Annotated in this window: 19 protein-coding genes and 2 pseudogenes; 13 read left to right on the top strand and 8 right to left on the bottom strand. The window is 68.4% G+C overall.

Annotation, left to right across the window (positions count from 1 at the left end; genetic code table 11):
- Positions 1–260: 260 nt before the first annotated feature.
- Positions 261–1424 (top strand): annotated as a pseudogene (locus ASG60_RS23835) (ATP-binding protein); the annotation flags it as partial.
- A 27-nt stretch (positions 1425–1451) separates the two neighbouring features.
- Here the strand turns inward: ASG60_RS23835 and ybaL are convergent.
- Entirely contained in the window at positions 1452–3272 is a 1821-nt protein-coding gene (gene ybaL, locus ASG60_RS02650) for a YbaL family putative K(+) efflux transporter (RefSeq protein WP_056166163.1), read from the bottom strand.
- A 270-nt stretch (positions 3273–3542) separates the two neighbouring features.
- Here ybaL and ASG60_RS02645 point away from each other — a divergent pair, with 270 nt between their 5' ends.
- From ASG60_RS02645 to polA, 4 genes are read left to right on the top strand one after another with little or no spacing between them, the layout of a single operon-like run.
- A complete protein-coding gene (locus ASG60_RS02645) occupies positions 3543–4694 on the top strand; it encodes a YihY/virulence factor BrkB family protein (protein ID WP_056384164.1) in 1152 nt (383 codons plus the stop codon).
- A gap of 51 nt (positions 4695–4745) precedes the next feature.
- Positions 4746–5042: a nucleotidyltransferase domain-containing protein gene (locus ASG60_RS02640; RefSeq protein ID WP_056303095.1), complete on the top strand. Its 297-nt coding sequence runs from the start codon at positions 4746–4748 to the stop codon at positions 5040–5042.
- The gene (locus ASG60_RS02635) at positions 5032–5379 is read left to right on the top strand and encodes a HepT-like ribonuclease domain-containing protein (RefSeq protein WP_056303093.1); all 348 of its coding nucleotides are present in this window, start codon (positions 5032–5034) and stop codon (positions 5377–5379) included. The genes ASG60_RS02640 and ASG60_RS02635 overlap by 11 nt, the downstream gene beginning before the upstream one ends.
- 43 nt (positions 5380–5422) lie before the next feature.
- On the top strand, positions 5423–8500 hold the full coding sequence (gene polA / locus ASG60_RS02630; RefSeq protein WP_056384163.1) for a DNA polymerase I: 3078 nt from the start codon (positions 5423–5425) through the stop codon (positions 8498–8500).
- 17 nt (positions 8501–8517) lie between these two features.
- On the opposite strand, the gene ASG60_RS02625 is transcribed toward polA, so the two are convergent.
- Positions 8518–8853, bottom strand: a complete 336-nt coding sequence (locus ASG60_RS02625) for a hypothetical protein (protein ID WP_056384162.1) — start codon at positions 8851–8853, stop codon at positions 8518–8520.
- A gap of 260 nt (positions 8854–9113) precedes the next feature.
- Between ASG60_RS02625 and ASG60_RS02620 the strand changes: the two genes are divergently transcribed.
- A complete protein-coding gene (locus ASG60_RS02620; RefSeq protein WP_056263264.1) occupies positions 9114–9836 on the top strand; it encodes a DUF4142 domain-containing protein in 723 nt (240 codons plus the stop codon).
- Positions 9837–9890: 54 nt separating this feature from the next.
- Here ASG60_RS02620 and ASG60_RS02615 read toward each other — a convergent pair whose 3' ends face one another.
- The 4 genes from ASG60_RS02615 to ASG60_RS02600 form a co-directional block, all read right to left on the bottom strand.
- Positions 9891–10649 carry a hypothetical protein gene (locus tag ASG60_RS02615; RefSeq protein WP_056384161.1) on the bottom strand — a complete coding sequence of 253 codons (759 nt, stop codon included), beginning with the start codon at positions 10647–10649 and terminating at the stop codon, positions 9891–9893.
- A gap of 82 nt (positions 10650–10731) precedes the next feature.
- Positions 10732–11544: a pyrroline-5-carboxylate reductase gene (proC, locus tag ASG60_RS02610; protein WP_056384160.1), complete on the bottom strand. Its 813-nt coding sequence runs from the start codon at positions 11542–11544 to the stop codon at positions 10732–10734.
- Positions 11541–12044, bottom strand: a complete 504-nt coding sequence (locus ASG60_RS02605; protein WP_056088634.1) for a YbjN domain-containing protein — start codon at positions 12042–12044, stop codon at positions 11541–11543. The genes proC and ASG60_RS02605 overlap by 4 nt, the downstream gene beginning before the upstream one ends.
- A gap of 310 nt (positions 12045–12354) precedes the next feature.
- Positions 12355–12648 carry an accessory factor UbiK family protein gene (locus tag ASG60_RS02600; protein WP_056166187.1) on the bottom strand — a complete coding sequence of 98 codons (294 nt, stop codon included), beginning with the start codon at positions 12646–12648 and terminating at the stop codon, positions 12355–12357.
- Between the two features lie 237 nt (positions 12649–12885).
- Between ASG60_RS02600 and ASG60_RS02595 the strand changes: the two genes are divergently transcribed.
- The 3 genes and pseudogenes from ASG60_RS02595 to ASG60_RS23310 form a co-directional block, all read left to right on the top strand.
- Positions 12886–13608 carry a response regulator gene (locus ASG60_RS02595; protein WP_056166190.1) on the top strand — a complete coding sequence of 241 codons (723 nt, stop codon included), beginning with the start codon at positions 12886–12888 and terminating at the stop codon, positions 13606–13608.
- Positions 13605–14993 (top strand): ATP-binding protein, encoded by a 1389-nt coding sequence (locus tag ASG60_RS02590; RefSeq protein ID WP_056166193.1) that lies wholly within the window; start codon positions 13605–13607, stop codon positions 14991–14993. Before ASG60_RS02595 ends, ASG60_RS02590 begins: the two co-directional genes overlap by 4 nt.
- Before the next feature lie 103 nt (positions 14994–15096).
- Positions 15097–15351 (top strand): annotated as a pseudogene (locus tag ASG60_RS23310) (IS481 family transposase); the annotation flags it as partial.
- An 86-nt stretch (positions 15352–15437) separates the two neighbouring features.
- Here the strand turns inward: ASG60_RS23310 and ASG60_RS02585 are convergent.
- The gene (locus ASG60_RS02585; RefSeq protein WP_056166196.1) at positions 15438–15722 is read right to left on the bottom strand and encodes a MarR family transcriptional regulator; all 285 of its coding nucleotides are present in this window, start codon (positions 15720–15722) and stop codon (positions 15438–15440) included.
- A gap of 6 nt (positions 15723–15728) precedes the next feature.
- Here ASG60_RS02585 and ASG60_RS02580 point away from each other — a divergent pair, with 6 nt between their 5' ends.
- The 3 genes from ASG60_RS02580 (at position 15729) to ASG60_RS02575 (ending at position 18134) form a co-directional block, all read left to right on the top strand.
- Positions 15729–16658, top strand: coding sequence for a hypothetical protein (locus ASG60_RS02580; RefSeq protein WP_056384159.1), 930 nt, complete (start codon positions 15729–15731; stop codon positions 16656–16658).
- Positions 16659–16673: 15 nt separating this feature from the next.
- Entirely contained in the window at positions 16674–16835 is a 162-nt protein-coding gene (locus ASG60_RS23305; RefSeq protein WP_277996226.1) for a flagellin, read from the top strand.
- Positions 16836–17135: 300 nt separating this feature from the next.
- Complete coding sequence (locus tag ASG60_RS02575) at positions 17136–18134, top strand: GNAT family N-acetyltransferase (protein WP_056384158.1); 999 nt, start codon at positions 17136–17138, stop codon at positions 18132–18134.
- A 94-nt stretch (positions 18135–18228) separates the two neighbouring features.
- On the opposite strand, the gene ASG60_RS02570 is transcribed toward ASG60_RS02575, so the two are convergent.
- The gene (locus ASG60_RS02570; protein WP_082531579.1) at positions 18229–19212 is read right to left on the bottom strand and encodes a helix-turn-helix domain-containing protein; all 984 of its coding nucleotides are present in this window, start codon (positions 19210–19212) and stop codon (positions 18229–18231) included.
- A gap of 415 nt (positions 19213–19627) precedes the next feature.
- Here ASG60_RS02570 and ASG60_RS02565 point away from each other — a divergent pair, with 415 nt between their 5' ends.
- Positions 19628–20080, top strand: a complete 453-nt coding sequence (locus tag ASG60_RS02565) for a BLUF domain-containing protein (RefSeq protein ID WP_056166206.1) — start codon at positions 19628–19630, stop codon at positions 20078–20080.
- Positions 20081–20293 lie beyond the last annotated feature (213 nt).

Here is a 20293-nt window from a genome sequence, read left to right as displayed (position 1 = left end):
ATCCCCATGCGGCCATCCGCGAGCAGAATCAGGCCCTCCTGCGCAGCCTCGCCGAGATCGCCGAGCGCGAGGAGGAGGCCCAGCGCCTCAACGCCGAACTCGCCGAGACCAACCGCGGCGTTGTCGCCCTCTACGCCGAACTCGAAACCCAGGCCGGTCAGCTGCGCGAGGCGGGCGCCACCCTGGAGGCGCAGGTCGCCACCCGCACGGCGGAACTGGCCGAGGCCAATGCACGCCTGCGCGCGGAAGCCGCCGAGCGCGAGCGGATGGAGGAGGATCTTCGCCAGTCGCAGAAGATGGAGGCGGTCGGCCAACTCACGGGCGGCATCGCACACGATTTCAACAACCTGCTCACCGGCATCGTCGGCTCCCTCGACCTGATGCAGAGCCGGATGGCCCAGGGACGCCACGAGAACCTGCAGCGCTACATCGAAGCCGCCATGTCCTCGGCCAACCGGGCGGCGGCCCTCACCCACCGCCTCCTCGCCTTTGCCCGGCGCCAGCCCCTCGACCCGCGCGCGACCGACGCGAACGCCCTCATCGTCGGCATGTCCGACCTGCTGCGCCGGACCATCAGCGAGTCCATCGACCTGCGGATCGAGACCGATCCCGGTCTCTGGCCGACCCTGTGCGATCCGAACCAGCTCGAGAACGCGATCCTCAACCTCGCCATCAATGCCCGCGACGCCATGCCGAATGGCGGCACCCTGTCGATCCGCACGAGCAATGCGCGTTGGGACGAGGCCGAATCCGGCAAGCCCGGCGATCGCTCCGAGTATGTCCGCATCCGCGTCGCCGATACCGGGACCGGCATGACGCCGGAGGTGATCGCCCGGGCCTTCGACCCATTCTTCACGACGAAGCCCCTCGGGCAGGGCACGGGCCTCGGCCTGTCGATGATCTACGGCTTCGCCCGCCAGTCCGATGGCCATACCCGCATCGAGAGCGTGGTCGGGCAGGGGACGGCCATCACCCTCTATCTGCCGCGCCACCGGGGCGAACTCGACGAGACCGTCCCGGACGCGACGGTGACGACGCGCCCGCGGGGCGACGGACAGACCGTGATGGTGGTCGAGGACGAGCCCGTGGTGCGCGACGTCATCATGGAGGTGCTCCACGACCTCGGCTACCGGGCGATCCAGGCCGTGGACGGACCCTCGGGCCTGCGCGCCCTGTCCGTGGCGGGCCGCATCGACCTCCTCGTCACCGATGTCGGTCTGCCGGGCCTCAACGGGCGCCAGCTCGCCGATCAGGCCCGCCTGGCCCGTCCCGATCTCAAGGTCCTGTTCATCACCGGCTACGCCGAGAGCGCGGCCGTCTCGGCGGGCTTCCTCGAACCCGGCATGGCGATGATCACCAAGCCGTTCTCGGTGGACACCCTGATGACCCGCATCCAGGCGATGATCCGCGATCCCGTGGTGTGACGTGCGGGCTCCCTGCGATGGAAGGCGTCATCCCTCCGTCGCATCCTCCTTGTGCGGCCGCAGTTCCGGCACGCCGTGGTCGATCCCGGCCTCGACGGGGGCCGAACGGCTCTCGACGCGGGTGCTGTCCACGAAGATGCGGGCTTCGCCCTCCTTCAGGCCGAGGCTGCGCAGGGCGTAGAGGGTCATGCCGAAGGCGAGTTCGCGTTCGGCCATGAGCACGAGGCCCACCCCCCGCTCCTCGAAATGGCGCCGCTCCGTGTCGCTGTGGGTGCGCACCAAGGTATCGATCCCCGGGCTCATCTCGCGGGCGAGTTCCACGAGGCGCCGCGCCGTGTGCGGCTCGGGCGTCGCGATGACGATGATCCGCGCCGCCTCGATATCGGCCGCGTGCAGGATCCCGGGCGCCGTGGCGTCGCCGAACACCGCCTCGATGCCGTCCTTGCGCAGGTCGAGGACCCGGCGGCGGTCGCGGTCGACGACGATGTAGGGCAAATCCCAGGCCTTGAGCGCCTTGCCGATGGTGCTGCCGACGCGGCCGTAGCCGACGACGATGGCGTGACCGCGCCGGGAAGCGGTCTCGAGGGAGACGGCCAACGCGTCCACGCCGCGCCGCTCGAAGCGCGCGGCCAGCTTCGGCCGGGCGGCGACGGACCGTCCGACCCAGTCCGTCAGGGCGAAGAACAGCGGGTTCAGGGTGATGGACAGGATCGCGCCGCCGAGAATGAGATCGCGTCCCTCCGTCGGCAGGAGTTTCAGCGACAGGCCGAGGCTGACGAGGATGAACGAGAACTCGCCGATCTGGGCGAGACTCGCCGCGATGGTGAGCGCCGTACCGAGGGGATGCTTGAAGGCCAGTACGATGGCCACCGCCGCCGCGGACTTGCCCACCAGGATCACGCCGAGCACCGCCAGCACCGACAGGGGCTCGCGGATGAGGATGCCGGGATCGAACAGCATGCCGACGGACACGAAGAACAGCACCGCGAAGGCATCCTGCAGGGGCAGGGAATCGGCCGCCGCCTGATGGCTCAGATCGGATTCGGCGAGCACCATGCCGGCGAAGAAGGCGCCCAGCGCGAACGAGACGCCGAACAGCTCCGCCGAACCGAAGGCGATGCCGAGCGCCAGCGCCAGGACCGCGAGGGTGAACAGTTCGCGCGAGCCCGTGCGCGCCGCCTGATCGAGGAGCCAGGGCACCACCCGGCGGCCTCCCACCAGCATCACCACCGCGAACACCGCGACCTTGGCGAGGGTCAGACCCAGGGTGAGCCAGATGTTGCCGTCGCCGACGTGGTGCGCGCCGCCCGCGCCCTCGCCGCCAAGGGACGGCGCCAGCGCCGGCAGCAGCACGAGGGCCAGCACCATCGCCAGATCTTCGACGATGAGCCAGCCCACGGCGATGCGGCCCTTGTCGCTGTCGAGGAGGCGTCGTTCCTCCAGGGCACGCAGGAGCACCACGGTGCTGGCGACCGACAGGGCGAGGCCGAAGACGAGGCCGGCCCCGACGCCCCATCCCCAGGCCCAAGCCAAGCCTCCGCCCATGGCGGTCGCCGCCGCGATCTGCACGATGGCGCCCGGCAGGGCGATGGTGCGGACCGCCATCAGGTCCTTGATCGAGAAATGCAGGCCGACGCCGAACATCAGCAGGATCACGCCGATCTCGGCGAGTTGGCCGGCAAGCGCGCTGTTGCCGACGAAACCCGGCGTGTAGGGGCCGACGAGGACACCGGCCAGCAGGTAGCCGACGAGGGGCGGCAGCCGAAGGCGCTGCGCCAGCATCCCGCACACGAAGGCGAGCACGAGGCCTAGGGCAATGATGGCGATCAGCTCGGTCGCATGCGGCACGGGGCGTCGGTCTCCAGTCGAGGTTGCGCGGGATCGGGCTACCGGTCGCCCCTTCGCCCGTGTCGCGGGCAGGGGCAAGCATCGTTCCAGCCTCCTAACGACGCGGATCGTTAAAATCCGTGCCGTGAGTCACCCTGGAAGGAGGATCGGGCATCCTGGATGCGCCGATGGATATTGAATTCACGTTCGCGTGAAACTTCGGTGACTCCTGGCCGGTTGTCGAGGGGGTAGCGTGCCGCGTCGCGGGCCAGCGCCTGGAAGGACGAAGGTATGGCAGAGCGCAACGACGCCGGGATTTCCGACGGCACGGCCCCGAACGGTCCGACGATGGTCTGGACCCTGGCCCTGGCGACGGCGCTTCTCGGCTTGGTGGCGCTTCCGCGTCGGACCGGACGGGAGGCCCGAACGGAGCGCCCGGAGCCCACCCGCGAGCCTTCGCCGTCCCATGCGGGGGCCGACGCCAAATCCGTCGCCCGGGCCGAGCCGGAGCGGGGACGCGGAGCCTCGAAACCGTCCGAGATTCCCGCCAAGGGCTGGAAGGACATCGCCCTGCGGGTCTTCCACGACATCTCCGAAAACGCCATCGTGTCGGTGGCGGCGGGCGTGACCTTCTACGTGCTCCTGGCGATTTTCCCGGCGGTGGCGGCCCTCGTGTCCTGCTACGGCCTCGTCGCCGATGTCGCGACCATCAACGATCATCTCCAGAACCTGCAGGGCATCGTGCCGTCCGGCGCCCTCGACATCGTCGGCGACCAGGTCAAGCGCATCGCCGAGAAGGGCGACACCACCCTCGGAATCACGTTCTTCACCGGCATCGCCCTCTCGCTGTGGAGCGCCAATGGCGGGATGAAGGCGGTCTTCGCCGCCCTCAACGTCGTCTACGAGGAGCGTGAGACCCGCAACTTCGTCTGGCTCAACCTGCGCTCCCTCGCCTTCACCGCCGGCGCCCTGCTGTTCGTGGTCCTGGCGCTGGTGGGCATCGTCGTGGTGCCGGCGGTGATCGGCATCGTCGGCCTCAGCACCGAGGCCTGGTACATCGCCCTCCTGCGCTGGCCGGTGCTGCTGCTCGCCGTGCTGGGTGGCCTGGCGCTGCTCTATCGCTACGGCCCGAGCCGGGATGCGCCGCGCTGGCGCTGGGTGACCTGGGGCAGCGCCCTCGCGGGGGTCGCGTGGCTCGTCACGTCCCTCGGTTTCTCCTGGTACGTCGCCAACTTCGGCAAGTACAACGAGACCTACGGCTCGCTCGGGGCCGCCATCGGCTTCATGACCTGGATCTGGATCTCCACCACCATCGTGCTCGTGGGCGCCGAGATCAACGCCGAGATGGAGCACCAGACGGAAGTGGACACCACGGTGGGGGCGGAGCAGCCGCTCGGCACCCGCGACGCGCGGATGGCCGATACGGTGGGCGCAGCGCGCTGAGGGGCTTCGAGGTGCTTCAGCCGATCCTGGATTTCAGCTAAGGTCCTTTTCATGGACCGTGCAGCCGCCATTGATATTCTACGAAGCCACGAGGGCAAGCTGCGGAAACGCGGTGTTCGGCACGCTGCTTTGTTTGGCTCAGTCGCACGGGGCGATGCCACGGCAACGAGCGACGTCGATGTCGTGATCGTGCTCGACCGTGAGACCGTGCGTGATGTGTACGACTATGTCGGCGTCGTCCATTTCATCGAAGACATGTTCCCCGTCACCGTCGATGTCGCCAATCGCGAGACTTTCGAGGAGCGTGTGCGCCAAAACGCTGAACGCGACGCAATCGATGCTTTCTGAGCGCGAGCATTCTGCGTGCAGCGATATTATCGCGAATGTCGAGAAAGGTCGCCGCTTCACTCGCGGGATGACATACGAGACGTTCGCTGCCGATGAGCGCACGGTCTACGCAGGGGTGCGTTGTCTCGAAATCAACTCTGAAGCGAGCCGGCGCCTCACGGCGGAAACCAAAGAGCGGCACCCGCATGTTCCTTGGCGTGTGGTCGCCAATGCGGGAAACGCCTATCGACACGGCTACCATCGCGTCGAACTCGACATGATGTGGTTCACGCTCACGGAGCGCCTGGACGAACTCGTCGCAGTCTGCCGTATCGAACTCGCGTCGACACCTCCTTAGGGTCGGCAAACTCACGAATCCCTCTCTCGAACCTGCGTGGCCGATGACCGCTGTCTCCTCCGAAAAGCCCGTCGGCCCCGGCGATCAGATCATCCTCGTCGATGGCTCGTCGTTCATCTTCCGCGCCTACTTCCAGTCGATCAACCAGGACCAGAAGTACAACACCCGCCCCTCCGACGGCCTGCCCACGGGCGCGGTGCGATTGTTCTGCACCAAGATCGCCCAGTTCGTGCAGGAAGGGGCGGCGGGCGTGATGCCGACCCACCTCGCCATCGTGTTCGACAAGTCGGAAGGCTCGTTCCGCAAGGAACTCTATCCCGACTACAAGGGCCACCGGCCGGACGCGCCTGACGACCTCAAGCGCCAGATGCCGCTCATGCGCGATGCCGTGCGGGCCTTCGGCCTCCAGCCCATCGAGCTCATCCGCTACGAGGCCGACGACCTCATCGCCACCTATTCGCGTCAGGCCGAGGCGCGGGGGGCCGGCGTCATCATCGTCTCGTCCGACAAGGACCTGATGCAGCTCGTGGGCCCCCTGGTGCGGTTCTACGATTTCGAGTCGGGCACCAAGGGCAAGGCCGGGCACCGCCCCGAGCGCAACCTCGACCGCGACGCCATCATCGCCAAGTGGGAGGGGCTGACCCCCGAGCAGATCGGCGACGCCCTGGCGCTCATCGGCGACACCTCGGACAACGTGCCGGGCGTGCCTGGCATCGGCCTGAAGACGGCCGCCGCGCTGATCAAGGAATACGGGAGCCTCGACGCGCTGCTGGAGCGGGCGGGCGAGATCAAGCAGCCCAAGCGCCGCGAGACCCTGCTGGCCAGCATCGATCAGGCCCGGCTCTCGCGAAGGCTCGTGGCCCTCGAAGAGAACGTGCCGGTTCCGATCCCGTTGGACGACCTGCGCCTGCCGAAGCCCGATCCGCAGAAGCTCGTCGGCTTCCTGAAGGCCATGGAGTTCAACACCCTGACGCGGCGCATCGCCCAGATGCTCCATGTCGACCCGGAGGCGGTGCAGCCCGATCCGGCCCTGCTGCCCCAGCGGGCCGAGGCCGAGGACGCGCCCTTCGCGGCGCAGGCCCTCGGCGACCCGGTGCCCCTGGCCCCCGGGGAGGGGCCTGAGATCGATCCCTTCGCCGATCTCGGTCTGCCCGATGTCGCGCCGAAAGCCCGCCGATCCTCCGAGGCGACGCCCGCCGACCTCGTGGCGGCGCGCGCGGCGGAGTCCGTCAAGCCGTTCGACACCGCCGCCTACGAGACCATCGGCCTCGTCGAGCAGCTCGACGCCTGGATCGCCGAGGCCGAGGAGGCGGGAATCGTCGCCGTCGACACGGAGACCGACGCCCTCGACGCCATCAATTCCAATCTCGTCGGCATCTCGCTCTGCGTCGCGCCGGGGCGCGCGGCCTACATCCCCCTGCGCCACCTCGATCCCGTCACGGCGAGCGAGGGCGACCTGTTCGGCGACGCCAAGGCCGCCACCGACGTGTTCCAGCCCGCCGCCGGGCAGATTGATCTCAAGGTGGTGATCGCCCGCCTGAAGCCGCTCCTCGAGAATCCGGGCGTGCTCAAGGTCGGCCAGAACCTCAAATACGATCTGTCCGTGCTCACCCGCTACGGCATCGACGTGGCGCCGTTCGACGACACCATGCTGATCTCCTACGTGCTCGATGCCGGCAAGGGCGGCCACGGCATGGACGAGCTCGCCCGCCGGCATCTCGGCCACCAGCCGATCACCTTCACGGACGTGGCCGGGACCGGCAAGGCGAAGATCACCTTCGACCGGGTGCCCCTCGACAAGGCCACCGCCTATGCGGCCGAGGACGCCGACGTGACCTTGCGCCTATGGCGGATGATGAAGCCGCGCCTCGTCGCCGAGAAGCGCGTCACCGTCTACGAGACCCTGGAGCGCCCCCTGGTGTCGGTGGTCGCCCGCATGGAAGCGCAGGGCATCCGGGTCGACCGCAACATGCTGAGCCGCCTGTCGGGCGACTTCTCTCAGATCCTCGTGCGCCTCGAGGAGGAGATTCAGGAGGATGCGGGCGAAAAATTCCAGGTGTCGTCGCCGAAGCAGATCGGCGACATCCTGTTCGGCAAGATGGGCCTGCCCGGAGCCAAGAAGACGCCGAACGGCCAATGGGCGACGCCCGCGACCCTGCTCGAGGAACTGGCCCAGGCCGGCCACGAGTTGCCCAAGAAGATCCTGGAATGGCGCCAGCTCGCCAAGCTGAAATCCACCTACACGGATTCGCTTCAGCAGCATGCGGACCGCGAGACCGACCGGGTCCACACCTCGTTCTCGCTCGCCGCCACCACCACGGGCCGGCTGTCGTCGTCGGACCCGAACCTGCAGAACATCCCGATCCGCACGGAGGAGGGGCGCCGCATCCGCCGCGCCTTCGTGGCGGCGGAGGGCAATCGGCTGATCTCGGCCGATTACAGCCAGATCGAACTGCGCCTCCTCGCGCACATCGCCGATATCCCGCAACTGCGCCAGGCGTTCGCGGATGGCATCGACATTCACGCGGCCACCGCCAGCGCCATGTTCGGCGTGCCGCTGTCCGAGATGACGCCGGACCTGCGACGCCGCGCCAAGACCATCAACTTCGGCATCATCTACGGCATCTCGGCCTTCGGGCTCGCCGACCGCCTCGGCATCGGCCGCGAGGAGGCCGGCGCCTTCATCAAGCAGTATTTCGAGCGCTTCCCCGGCATCCGCGACTACATCGACACCACCAAGCGCCTGTGCCGGGATCTGGGCTACGTCACCACCCTGTTCGGGCGGGTGTGCCACTATCCGCAGATCCGCTCCAACAACCCCAACGAGCGGGCGAGCGTCGAGCGCCAGGCCATCAACGCCCCGATCCAGGGCTCGGCCGCCGACATCATCCGCCGGGCGATGATCCGCATGGAGGACGCGCTCAAGGCGGAGAAGCTCAACGTGCGCATGCTGCTGCAGGTGCACGACGAACTGGTGTTCGAGGCGCCGGAGGACGAAGTCGAGAGGGCCTTGCCGGTCATCTCTCGGATCATGGTCGAGGCACCGGCGCCCGCTTTAACGTTGAAGGTGCCTTTGGTGGTGGAGGCGCGGGCGGCGTTGAACTGGGAGGAGGCGCACTGAGCTACCGCAAAAGGTCCTCAGCCTTCGAAGGTTATGTCCGAACCGATCAGCAGGTGGCGGGCATTCTTCGGAACCGGGAAACCGTAGCCATCGCCGGCCTGCTCCCATACGAGATGGCCGGCGCGATGATGAGGGCTCCGATAGGGATCGAAGCCGATCCGTTGCAGGGCCAAGTGCAGGGCCTGAACTTCGTCGACCCCCGTGGCGAAGCTGCTCACTCGGCCGTCGGGCCAGTGGATGTCGTAACGGCAGGTCCAGGCGCATTCGTCGGGTTCGGGGCCGCCGAGTTCAATCACGACATCGGTCGTAATGTTATCCTTGATCAGTCTCAGCGTTCTCGACGCAACGATCATCGGCGACTCCCGAGTTTCAGAACGGCCATCCGCCCTGTCCATCGGCCGAGGATACGAGGAAAGGCCCGGACATGTCCGCTTCGACGCCCGGATCTCGCAGCCCTCTCGCTCTGGGGCATGCGCGCATAACGTGAAGCTTGGTGCGCTGCAGCACAGCCATGCACTCCAAGCGGGAACACCCCCGTTAAGAAAGCGTTGCCGGCGGACGACACGTTCCATCACCACAAGCGCCATCAAGGCGCGTGAGGACATTCTCCGCCATGATCAACACCAAGCTTCTCGCCGCCCTCGGCGTCTCCTTTGCCGCCCTCGCCACCCCGGCGCTGGCCCAGGAGCCCCTGTCGTTCCGCGTGGCGCCGCAATACGACGCCAACTCCGTCGAGGCCCGCGACACCTCGGCCTTCCGCTCCGCCGCTCTGAAGTCGGATGCGGTCAGCATCGAGTCGAGCCGCATCGCCCTGGAGCGCTCGCGCAACCCGAACGTACGCAACTACGCCAAGAACGTGCTGGTCGAGCGCGAGGCCACCACCAAGGCGCTGCTGCCCGAGGGTACCTCGCTGACCGCCGGCGGCACCGTCGTCTCCGACAGCCAGCCCTTCGAGACCCGCTTCGACAACCCCGTCGGCGTCGTGCTCGCCCCGGTGACCATCTCGGCCTCCATCGCCCAGAAGATCGTCGGCGGTGTGCTCGGTGGCGTCGGCCTCGTCGACAACAGCCCCGGCGAGCCCGGCCGCCGCGTCGCCATCGGCCCGGAGGGTCAGGCCCGCATCGACAGCCTGAAGAACGCCCGCAGCGCCCGCGAGTTCGACCGCACCTACGCCCGTCAGCAGGCCCGTTCGGACGCCCGGACGCTGGGCCTGTACGAGGCCTATTCGCGCAACGGCGACAACGCCCAGGGCCGCGAGTTCGCCAACCAGGCGCTTCCCTACATCGCCAACCAGCACGGCCACTCGGCGGTCTTGGCCGATCGCATCGGCGGCTGATCCGCACCGCGTCTCCTAAAAAGGGCCGCCCCGATGGGGCGGCCCTTTCTCGTTTCAGATGGCGGCGGCCGGGTCTCCGCCGAGGGGATTGCCCTCGTCCTCGTTGCGAGGGTCGGCCCTGCGGCGGGACCCGCGATCGAGGAACGAGCGGCCGAGCGCCCGGAACGGCGCGGTCAGCCGCCGCGCATCGTCGGCGCGCTCCATGAAGCGCTCGCCGTTGCGGATCTCCTTGTCGAGCTTCGCCATGGTGCGGGCCAGCGCCGGGTCGTCGTCGTCGAGCCAGACGTCCACCGTCCGGGCGAAGGCGATGACCACGCCCTGAAGCTTGAGGCGCCCGAGCGGCCCCTCGGTGTTGATGCCGGCCGCCGCCAGCATGAAGCGGTGCGAGTTCAGCGCGACCCCGTTGAGGGCCAGCATCGAGAGCGGATCGCCGCGCAGGGACTGGGAGATGCGCCGAAGGGCGTCCTTGTAGGGCGTCATCGCATCGAGGCGGCGCATGAGCACGTCGAACAGCCGCTCGCGGGTCGGCTCCTCGGCGAGATCGGTGCTGTCGCCCTCCAGAACCTTGCGGTCGATGATCCTGGCGAGTCCGCCCAGGACCGCCCCCTTCGACGGAAACAGGTCGCGGAACTCGGCGAGACTCAAGCCCGCCTCGCGGGCGATGTCGCCGACCTCGATGTCGTTCCAGGGCTGCTCGGCGGCGAGCCGCATCAGGGCTTCGACGGCCGCCTCGCGGGGCGAGGATTTCGGCGCGGCCGGGGCCGTGTCGGCAGCGTCGCTCTCGGCGGCATGACGCGGGGAAGATTTGGGCATGGATGGTCCTCGGGGAGTGCGATCCTCGTTCGTGTCCCGGTCCATGTAGGGTGACGGCGGCGGCCTCGTTAGGGCAAAGACCCTACCCGGACAATTCGCCCGCGCGGTGCCGCCCCGCCGCCACCGCCTCGCGCAGGAGGTCGGACACGCCGCCGTCCCGCATGAGCACCGCCAGGGCGGCGGCCGTGGTGCCGCCCGGCGAGGTCACGTCCTGGCGCAGGAGCCCGGCGTCGCGGTCCGTGGCGTCGAGCAGCGCGCCGGCCCCCGCGACCGTGGCGCGGGCAAGGCGCGCCGCCATGTCGGCTGGCAAACCGGCGGCGACGCCCGCCTGCGCCATCGCCTCGGCCAGCAGGAACACGTAGGCCGGGCCCGAGCCCGAAACGGCGGTGAGCGCGTCGAGGAGGCCCTCGTCGTCGAGCCATTCCACCGAACCGACGCTGGCCAGCAGGGCCTCGGCCTCGACGCGCCGGGACGGCTCCGTGCCGGCACTCGCCACGGCGCCGGTGGCCCCCCGGCCGATGCTGGCCGGCAGGTTCGGCATGGCCCGCACGATGGCCCGCACCTGCGGCAAGCGTGCCTGCAGGTCGGCGATGGTCTTGCCCGCGAGGATCGAGACCACGAGGGTGCGTGCGTCGGCGAGCCCCACCAGCATCGGTGCGGCGGTATCCAGGCCCTGCGGTTTCATCGCCAGAACCAGGGCGTCCGAGGCCGGCACGGTGGCGGGGTTGAGGGCGAGCCCCCGCGTCGCGCACAGGGCCTCGACCTCGGGGGAGGGATGGGGATCGAGAACCGTGGTGCGCGCCGCATCGAGTCCGCCGGCGAGCCAGCCGGCGAGCATCGCGCCACCCATCTTGCCGGCGCCGACCAGGGTGAGGGAGGCGGGAAGCCGGTTCACGCCTCGCCTTCGGTCTCGAACAGCACGGCGTCGAGGGATTCCCGCGCGGACTTGCCGGCCCAGATCACGAACTGGAACGCCTGATAGTAGCGCTCGCACGCATCCACGGCCGATTTCAGCATCATGGTGCATTGGTTCTGGGTCGGGGTGGAGCCGCCGGTGAGCAGGAGCGAGTGGCGGAACATCACCACGCTGTCCGTGGACCACAGGTCGAAATGCCCGACCCAGAGCTGCTCGTTGATGAGCGACACCAGCCGGAGCACCTCCGTGCGGCGGCGCTCGGGCACCTTGAGGTCGAAGGCGCAGGCCACGTGCAGGGCCTCCACGTCCTCGATCCAAGTGAAGGCGACGTGATAGTCGGCCCAGCGCCCGGCGACCGACACCGACATCTCGTCGGTCTCGGCCCGGTCGAAGATCCAGTCGCGCAGCGACGCGAGGCGCTCGACGATGTCGAGGGGGTGCTCGTGCCGGTCGTGATCTTCGATGTGGAGTTGGGTCATGGCGGTCCAGTTTGGCGATCCGGCACGGATCGTCGGCGTGTTGTGAAGCGGTCTGACGCCCCCGCATCGCCGTCTTCCGCGATCGGCCAAGCTCATCCCGCGGCGGATGCGTTCGGCGTCAGTCGAGAACGGAACAGGGTGGTTCGAAGCAGGGGCGAATCAGGTCATAGGTCACTATAGACCGTGCCGGACTCGGCTTTCAAAGCGCGCCCGGAAGCCGGTGAACAGGAAAGCGACTGTCCACCGTTCCTTCCTGTGCACAAGCGCCGCGCCCTCCGCAGGAGGGGACGCCGGGTTTTCCGGGTCGACCTCAGAGGATCTCAGTCGCGCCCGCCGCCGGCTCGGAGCCGCGTTCGGCTTCCAGGGCGGCGACGCGATGGGCGAGGGCATCGTTCTGGCTGCGCAGGGCGGCGACCATGTCGCGCAGGACGTCGAGTTCCTCCCGGGAGGCGATGTCCATGTCGCGGATCAGGCGTTCGAACTGCGCCTTGACCACCGTCTCGGCTTCGCGGCGCACCCCTTGGGCGGCACCGGCGGCGTCGGTCATCAGGCGGGCGAAATCGTCGAACAGGCGGTTGGTGCCGGGCCGGTCTGAGCTTTGCATCGGTCGTCTCCCAAAGGGGGCCGCGCTCCGCATCCACGAGCGTCACGAAACCGGCGTCCTATCACAACGACATAAGAATCGGCACGGTGTCCGGCAATCCGTCGCCGGCAATCCGTCACCGCGATGCGCTGGCCGCGAAACAGCCGGTTACAAATCCGTGGGCGCCCGGCCCTTCGCCATGCGGGTGCGAGCCGCCATAATCGATGCAGTACACTCCGAGGCTCAACGACCCGCGTCATGACCCAGCCGGCGACCCCTCACATCCTCGTGGTCGAGGACGACCGCGAGATCAGCGCCCTGGTGGCGCGCTATCTCCGGGCCAACGCGTGCCGTGTCACGATCGCGGGAGACGGTCCCGCCATGGACCGGGCGCTGGCGGAGGCCCGCGTCGATCTCGTGGTCCTCGACCTGATGCTGCCGGGCGAGGACGGTCTGAGCCTGTGCCGCCGCCTGCGCACCACCTCGAACGTCCCGATCCTGATGCTCACCGCCAAGGCCGAGGAGATCGACAGGATCGTCGGCCTCGAGATCGGTGCCGACGACTACCTCGGCAAGCCGTTCAACCCCCGCGAACTCCTGGCCCGCATCCGTGCCATCCTGCGGCGGGGCTCGGCGGGGGAGGGCGAGGACGAGGGCGGTGTGCGCCGCCTGCACTTCCTCGACTGGACCCTCGACGTGTCGTTGCGCCAGTTGCACAGTCCCGAGGGCGCCCGCATCGCCGTCACGGGCGCGGAATTCGATCTTCTCCACGCCCTGTGCCTGCGGCCGGGCCGCGTGCTCTCGCGCGACCAGCTCCTCGACCTGACGCAGGGACGCGCCGCCGGCCCGTTCGAGCGCAGCATCGACGTACTCATCAGCCGCATCCGCCAGAAGATCGAGCGCGATCCGCGCAGCCCCGAGATCATCCGCACCATCCGCTCGGGGGGCTACCTGTTCACGCCGGAGGTCACGCGCACATGAGGGCTTTCGCCAGACGCCACCTCGCCGCCCTGTGGCCCGGCAGCGTCGCCGGTCAGATCGCGCTCCTCATCGTCGCCGCCATGGTGGTGACCCACGCGGTGGCGACCCTCGCGTTCTTCACCCTGCGCGAGCCGTGGCGGCCCGACGATCACCCCGGCGTCGCCGCCACCCGGATCGCGACCCTGGCGCGCCTCCTCGACGCCACGGCGCCGAACGCGCGCGACGCCCTCCTGCGCGGCGCCGCCAGGACTCTGCCGACCCTGCGCATCGCCCCGTGGCCGGCTTCGGCGCCCGAGGGGACGGCGAGCGAGGCCCTGGCGTCGCACACGGTGGTGCAGCGGGTGCGCGACGGGTTCGGACGGCCGCTGGCCATCGCCGATCTCGACGCCGCCGACACCCCGCCCGGCATCCGGGTCGGGATCACGACGCCGGAGGGGGCGCGCTTCTCGGCCCTCGTGCCCGACGACGACCGGCCGCCGATCCGGCAGGGGGCCATCGTGGTCACTTTCCTGTTCCTCGCCGTGGTGCTGTCGCTGATCACCATATGGGCGGCGCGCGCGCTGACCCGGCCGCTCGCCCGCCTCGCCCAGGCCGCGGAGGCGTTCGGCACGCGCATGAACGTGGTGGCCTTGCCGGAGAACGGGCCCCAGGAGGTCATCGCCGTCGCCCAGGCCCTCGACCGTATGCGCGCCCGGGTGCGCCGCCTCGTCGACGACCGCACCCAGATGCTGGCGGCCATCAGCCACGATCTGCGCACGCCGATCACGCGCCTGCGCCTGCGCGCCGAATTCATCGAGGACGACCACGCCCGGACCATGACCCTGCGCGACCTCGACCAGATGAACGGCCTGGTCGAGGCGGCCTTGTCCTTCGTGCGTGACGGCCAGACCGGCGAGGGGCGCGCCGTGACGCTCATCGACGTCGCCTCCCTGGTCCAGACCGTCAGCGACGCATTCGCCGATATCGGCGCCGATGTCCGCGTCGCGGCCAGCCGCCACGTTCTCGTGCGGGGCCGGCCGGAGGAACTGCAGCGCGCGGTGACGAACCTCGTCGACAACGCGGTGAAGTACGGCGGCGGCGCGCGTCTGGGCATCGTCCAGACCGAGCATCGGGTGCGGGTGGACGTCAGCGACGACGGTCCCGGCATCCCCGACGCCGAGCGCGAGGCGATGCTGCAGCCCTTCGTGCGCGGGGACCGGGCACGCAACCTCGACACGGCGAGCGGGTTCGGCCTCGGCCTGTCCATCGTGGTCGCCATCGCGGAGGCCCATGACGGGCGCCTGACCCTGATCAACCGCAGCCCGCGCGGTCTCACCGCCCGCCTCGAACTGCCCCTCGCAGCCGGGGCGGTCCGGCCCGGCTCCGACCGGATCGCGGCAGAATAGGCAGCAACAAAATGGCGGTGCGGCCCGGGAACAGTGGCAGCCTTAAAGATTCTAGGTGTTCAGTCCCGCGGTGCGACGGCCCCAGTTTAGCTGATCTGGCTGCATACGGGGAGGCGTCAGGGGACGGGTTCTTCACGGCTGCGCCACGACCACGCACGCGGTCAGAACAGCGCTACGGCGATCGAAAGCTTCGCTTGAAGATCCTGCCGCACAGCGTGGACTGAACTCCAAGTCGGTCGCGAAGTGGCGCAGACGTACCTTCGTGCATGACGCTGCGATGGGACCGAAGACGCCGCGCTCGACCGTGCTCACGACCGGAGAGGAGGCGATCACCTTTGCCTTCCGCCGGTACACCATCCTGGCCGACAACCTGCCGAGCCTGGGCAGACGATCCAAGCCACATCGTTCAGGGCCCGTGCGATCACCCGGCGCCGCGGGACGGTCCTATCCCGATCCTGGAACGCCCGCGTCGGCCGCCATGGAGCAGGAGAGGTCGCTCGACGACAGGGCCTCGGCCACGAACCGGTCGAACGAGGCCACGCAGCGCGGCGTCAGGTGATGGAACACGCCGGCTGTCCCCGAGCGCTCCACCAGGCCCGCGCCCTCGGCATCGCGCAGGACGTTGCGGACATGGGAACGGGACATGCCGAACCGCGCCTCGAGGTCGGAGAACGAGAGTTCGCGCACCGGCCTGTCCGGCCCCGTGGCGCCGAGCTCAACGAACTTCATCAGGATGTGGATCGCGCATTCGACAACACCGGCGCCCTCAAGGCGTCGTCGAACGCCATCGGCGGCAGCGCGACGGTCAGCCTGACGGGCGTGAGCGACACGGCCAAGCTCGGCCTCGGCAGTACCACGCCGGCGAACGGCACCTTCACGGCCGGCCTCGGCGCGCCGGCCGATGCGGTGGTCTCGTCCGGTACGGATGCCACGGACGGTTCGTCGGTGGCCTCGATCAAGGCCAACACCGCCGTCTCGTCGAGTGTCGCCCTCGCCGCCAACGCCAACGCTTCCTTCGAGCTCACCCTCGGCAGCGGCAGCACCACGACAATCAACCTCATCGGCAGCGCCAAGACGGCCACCGCCGCCGGCCTCGTCGGCGAGATCCAGAAGGTCATCGTCAACGACACCGGCCTCAACGGAAAGGTGAAGGTCAGCCTGGGGAGCGACAACAAGCTCGCCTTCTCGACGGTGGCCTCCGGTGCGGACCAGAAGCTGACGATCAAGGCCGCCGGGACCGCCGATATCGGCCTGGGGCTCAACACGGCCGGCGCCCTCAAGGGCAGCGGCACCGACAAGGGCGGAAGCCTGGGCGCCAGCTCGCTGCGCTCGACCCTTGCGACGCAGTTCAACAACCTGCTGACCCAAATCACCCAGCAGGCCAAGGATTCGAGCTACAACGGCGTCAACCTGCTGTTCCGCAACGGTAGCAACGCCTCCGAGAATACCCTTCACGTCAGCTTCAACGAGAAGAACACCTCGGCCCTCGACATCCAGGGCGTGAAGTTCGACGCGGAGGGCCTCGGCCTCACGGCGACGACGGGCAACTTCCAGACGGACGAGGAGATCAACGCCGTCATCGAAAAGCTCACGAGCGCCACCACCACCCTGCGGACCCGGTCCTCCACGTTCGGCGCCAACCTCTCGGTGGTGCAGAACCGGTAGGACTTCACCAAGAACCTGACCAACATCCTCGACACGGGGGCGGCCAACCTCACCAACGCCGATCTCGACGAGGAGGCGGCCAACTCGCAGGCGCTCTCGACCCGCAACTCCCTGGCGGTCTCGGCCCTGTCGCTCGCCAATCAGGCGCAGCAGGGCATCCTTCAGCTCCTGCGGTAAGCCACGGCGATCCCGAAAGCGAGGAACCGCCCGTCTCCCGGAGAGGCGGGCGGAAGGCGGTCGAGGCCGGCGCGGCGAGGGGCTGGATGCCGCGGGTCCTCGGACCCGACCGGCTCCAGCGACGACAGACCCCAGGGCAGCTGCAACCCCGCGGGAGGGACGTCGGGACCGGGCCGGTCCCGACGTACGACTGCACACACGTGGCGGCGGGCGCCGCATTACGAATCCTTCAGTCATGCACGGTTTATGGAGAGGGGCGAGCGCGCCGACGCGCCGTGCTCGGCTCAGACGAGGAACGACATGGCGGCCGAACTCGCGATCGCGGAGATTGCGGACGATGCGGATTGGGATCGGCGGGTCTGGGCTCGGCCGAGGGCAAACATCTACTGCGCCACACCTTGGGGATCCTACAAGGCGCGGCGCGGCCTGACGGTCCGGCGCGCGGTCGTGACCACCGATGGCGAGGAACTCGCGTTCGTGCAATGGCAGGAGCGTCGCAAGGGACCGGTCCGTTTCGTCCATGTCCAGGGTGGACCGTTGCTGACCGGTGCGGGCGAACGCCGTGCGGAAGCGGTGTTTCGGAGCTTCGTCGCGCATCTCGATCTCGGGCGGCTCGATCTCCTCGCCATCGACTACGAGGGGTTCGAGAGCCAGGATGCGACGCTCGCGCTCCTGATGCTCGGTTTCGCCCCCGTCGTCCAAGCGCGCGACCACACGTTCGAACTCGACTTGGGTCAGGACCTCGAAACGATCCGGGCGGCGATGGAGCCGCGCTGGCGTAAGCCTCTGAACAAGGCCGAGCGGAACGCCGACCTGACGACGCACTTCCTCGAGGAGCGCACGGAACGCCTGGCGGCGTTCGACGACTTCACGGTGATGTACGCGCGGCTGCGGCAGCGCAAGGGGTTCGCCACCACCCTCCAGACCGACGCCTATCGCGAAGTCGCGGCCAGCGATCCGCGCGTCCTCATCCTCGATGTGCGTGAGAAGGGGGAGCGCGTCCTCGTACGGATCGCCCACCTCTCGGCCGAGCGCTGCACCGACTTCTACACCGCCTCGAACGATCGTGCCCGCGCCACGAGCGCTGCCAGTCTCGCGGTCTGGCGCCTCGTCGAGCGAGCCAAGGCGGAGGCGTGCCACGTGTTCGATTTCGGCGGGATCGATCCGGCTTCGAACCGGGCCGTCTTCGACTTCAAGCGCGGTCTCGGGGCGACGGTCGTGCAGCACGATCCGCTCTGGATCTACGCGAAATCACCGGCGGTCCAGAAGGCTGCCGGCCTCCTGCTGTCGCTGCGCTGAACGCCGGGTGCCGCATGGCCGTCGGGGGCGCGGCCGCATGGCCCTCGGAGCCGCACCTTCGCCGAATGCCCGGAACGACGCATCGTACCGCGGTTCAGGACATCCGGGCGGCGGTTTGGCTCAGCGCGGAGTGGCGATAGTCGCGCGGGCTCAAACCGTATCGATCGCGAAAGCGGCGCGAGAAATGGGCTTGGCTCGCGAAGCCGCATCCATGGGCCAACTCGCCCAGTTGCACGTGTAGGCAGGCCGGATCGGACAGGCGCTGCGCCGCCCGCTCCAGCCGCTGGTGCCAGATCCAGGCCGTGACGTTGCGCCCGTGCTCGCGGAACAGCGCCTGGAGTTGACGCAACGAAACACTCACCGCCACGGCGACCTGCGACACGTCGAGGCCCGGGTCGCCGAGATGGGTCGCCACATAGGCCTTGGCCCGTTGGACCGTCAGCGTCCCGTGCAGGGCCTTGGGCGTCTCCAGCGCCATGCGCTCGGCGAGGCTCGCGGCCACGAGGTCGATGCCGATGGACGTCATGCGTTCGGCCGCATGCGGCGTCAGCCGATGCCCCACGCTCATGAGATTGCGAAAGTAGGACCGGGCGAGAATCGTGACCGGCCGGCTGCCATCCATCGTCAGACCCGCGAAATGGCGCGCCGCGCCCAGCTGGTTCTCCAGGCGGTCCCGGGGGATCTCGATGGCCAGCACGTCCGAACGATTTCCGTGCTCGATCCTCCAGGGCGAGTTCGTGTCGCGTATGGAGAGATCGCCGGGTCTGTCGGTCGTGGAATGCCCATTTTGTTCCGAACTGACGGTGCCGGACAGCACCAGGCTCAGGAATAGCTTGTCGGTCCTGTTGTTCTGGTGCCGGATCGTTCGTGAGTTCGTCGCGCACTTGAGGTTGCTCAAGCCGAACTGCGTGAAGGACATTCCGCCGACGCTGGTGCCTTCGATCACCGCATCGAACGCCTGGTCGTTCAGACGACTTTGGTCCATGGGAACGAGACGATCTTCGCAGATCTCCCGCCAGAGGCCGAAGCGGTCCTGAGACTTCACGTCGTTTGTCGAGAATATCCTCTCCAAATTCATGATCCTGCTGCACGCGTGCGGGGAACCCGCCGAGGACTGTCATGCCCTCCCCGATCGGAATGGCGCTTCGCCCCCGGGACGGCACACCCGATCGTGTGTTCGCATCGGCGACTGCGGGCAATGCGAACCCGTCCGGTGGCGACAATCTTAACATGGATCAGCATCGAACGGGAAGGCGACCCCCTCGGCTGCGTTCGCCGGGATCCTCGCGACCCGGTCCGCGGGATCGCGGCGATCGATGGGTTTCGGACTAGGTGCGAGACTTCGGACCGGGACGCCGAACGCGGGATTCGGTTAACCCCGCGGCCAAGCTGTCGGGTTTCGATTCAAACGAACGGTTCTTCGCCGCGTTGTTCGTCTGCGCTGTCCCGAAATCGATGCCGGTTGCGCAGCGGCTCATGAGTGAAATTCCGCGATGATCCATCAGCTTGTCTATTACAGCCGTAACGCCGTTCTTGGTAACGATCGTGCCATGCTGACGAACCTGCGAGAGATCGTGTCGGCCTCCCAGCGAAACAACAGCCGCGATGGGATCACCGGATTCCTGATTTTCGACAAGACATGGTTCATCCAGGTCCTAGAAGGGGAGCAGGCGCAGGTGAGTGCGACCTACACCCGCATTGCCCGCGACCCGCGGCATATGACGGCCACGATCATGGATGCCCGCAATGTTCAGGGCCGGTCCTTCCCGAACTGGACCATGGGCGGCGCCATGCGGACGCCCGAAGTGGAAGAAGTCTATCTCGGGCACGGCATCGGCAGTGCCATCGATCCGACCCGCCTGAAGAGTGCGACGATCATCGGGCTGGCCCTCGATCTCCAGGCCTTCGACGCCGCAAAACGTCAGAACCAGCGCCTCGCGAGCTGACGATCCGCCTGCGGGCGGCCCGTGCCGTAATCGGGCGCCGCCGTTTTCTCGGGTCATGTCGGTCGCGGCGTACAGTGCACCGATCGCTGCCACCGACACCGAAATCTCCCCTGGTTTCAGGGCGAACCCCACCGCATGCGGCCGAGCTTGCGTCTGGGTGGGGTGCGCTCGGCGGCGATCGCTCATCGTTCGGATGATGCATCGTACCGGCAA

This window comes from Methylobacterium sp. Leaf469 (assembly GCF_001424745.1).
Taxonomy (GTDB): Bacteria; Pseudomonadota; Alphaproteobacteria; order Rhizobiales; family Beijerinckiaceae; genus Methylobacterium.
The sequence above is the reverse complement of the archived record's forward strand: the minus strand, read 5'-3'. Positions and strand labels throughout refer to the sequence as shown.

Bases quoted from the DNA above. Each gene is read 5' to 3' on its own strand.
- ASG60_RS02645 (WP_056384164.1), top strand. From the start codon at position 3,543: ATGGCAGAGCGCAACGACGCCGGGATTTCCGACGGCACGGCCCCGAAC.
- ASG60_RS02640 (WP_056303095.1), top strand. From the start codon at position 4,746: ATGGACCGTGCAGCCGCCATTGATATTCTACGAAGCCACGAGGGCAAG.
- ASG60_RS02635 (WP_056303093.1), top strand. From the start codon at position 5,032: ATGCTTTCTGAGCGCGAGCATTCTGCGTGCAGCGATATTATCGCGAAT.
- polA (WP_056384163.1), top strand. From the start codon at position 5,423: ATGACCGCTGTCTCCTCCGAAAAGCCCGTCGGCCCCGGCGATCAGATC.
- ASG60_RS02625 (WP_056384162.1), bottom strand. From the start codon at position 8,853: ATGATCGTTGCGTCGAGAACGCTGAGACTGATCAAGGATAACATTACG.
- ASG60_RS02620 (WP_056263264.1), top strand. From the start codon at position 9,114: ATGATCAACACCAAGCTTCTCGCCGCCCTCGGCGTCTCCTTTGCCGCC.
- ASG60_RS02615 (WP_056384161.1), bottom strand. From the start codon at position 10,649: ATGCCCAAATCTTCCCCGCGTCATGCCGCCGAGAGCGACGCTGCCGAC.
- ASG60_RS02605 (WP_056088634.1), bottom strand. From the start codon at position 12,044: ATGACCCAACTCCACATCGAAGATCACGACCGGCACGAGCACCCCCTC.
- ASG60_RS02600 (WP_056166187.1), bottom strand. From the start codon at position 12,648: ATGCAAAGCTCAGACCGGCCCGGCACCAACCGCCTGTTCGACGATTTC.
- ASG60_RS02595 (WP_056166190.1), top strand. From the start codon at position 12,886: ATGACCCAGCCGGCGACCCCTCACATCCTCGTGGTCGAGGACGACCGC.
- ASG60_RS02590 (WP_056166193.1), top strand. From the start codon at position 13,605: ATGAGGGCTTTCGCCAGACGCCACCTCGCCGCCCTGTGGCCCGGCAGC.
- ASG60_RS02585 (WP_056166196.1), bottom strand. From the start codon at position 15,722: ATGAAGTTCGTTGAGCTCGGCGCCACGGGGCCGGACAGGCCGGTGCGC.
- ASG60_RS02575 (WP_056384158.1), top strand. From the start codon at position 17,136: ATGGCGGCCGAACTCGCGATCGCGGAGATTGCGGACGATGCGGATTGG.
- ASG60_RS02570 (WP_082531579.1), bottom strand. From the start codon at position 19,212: ATGAATTTGGAGAGGATATTCTCGACAAACGACGTGAAGTCTCAGGAC.
- ASG60_RS02565 (WP_056166206.1), top strand. From the start codon at position 19,628: ATGATCCATCAGCTTGTCTATTACAGCCGTAACGCCGTTCTTGGTAAC.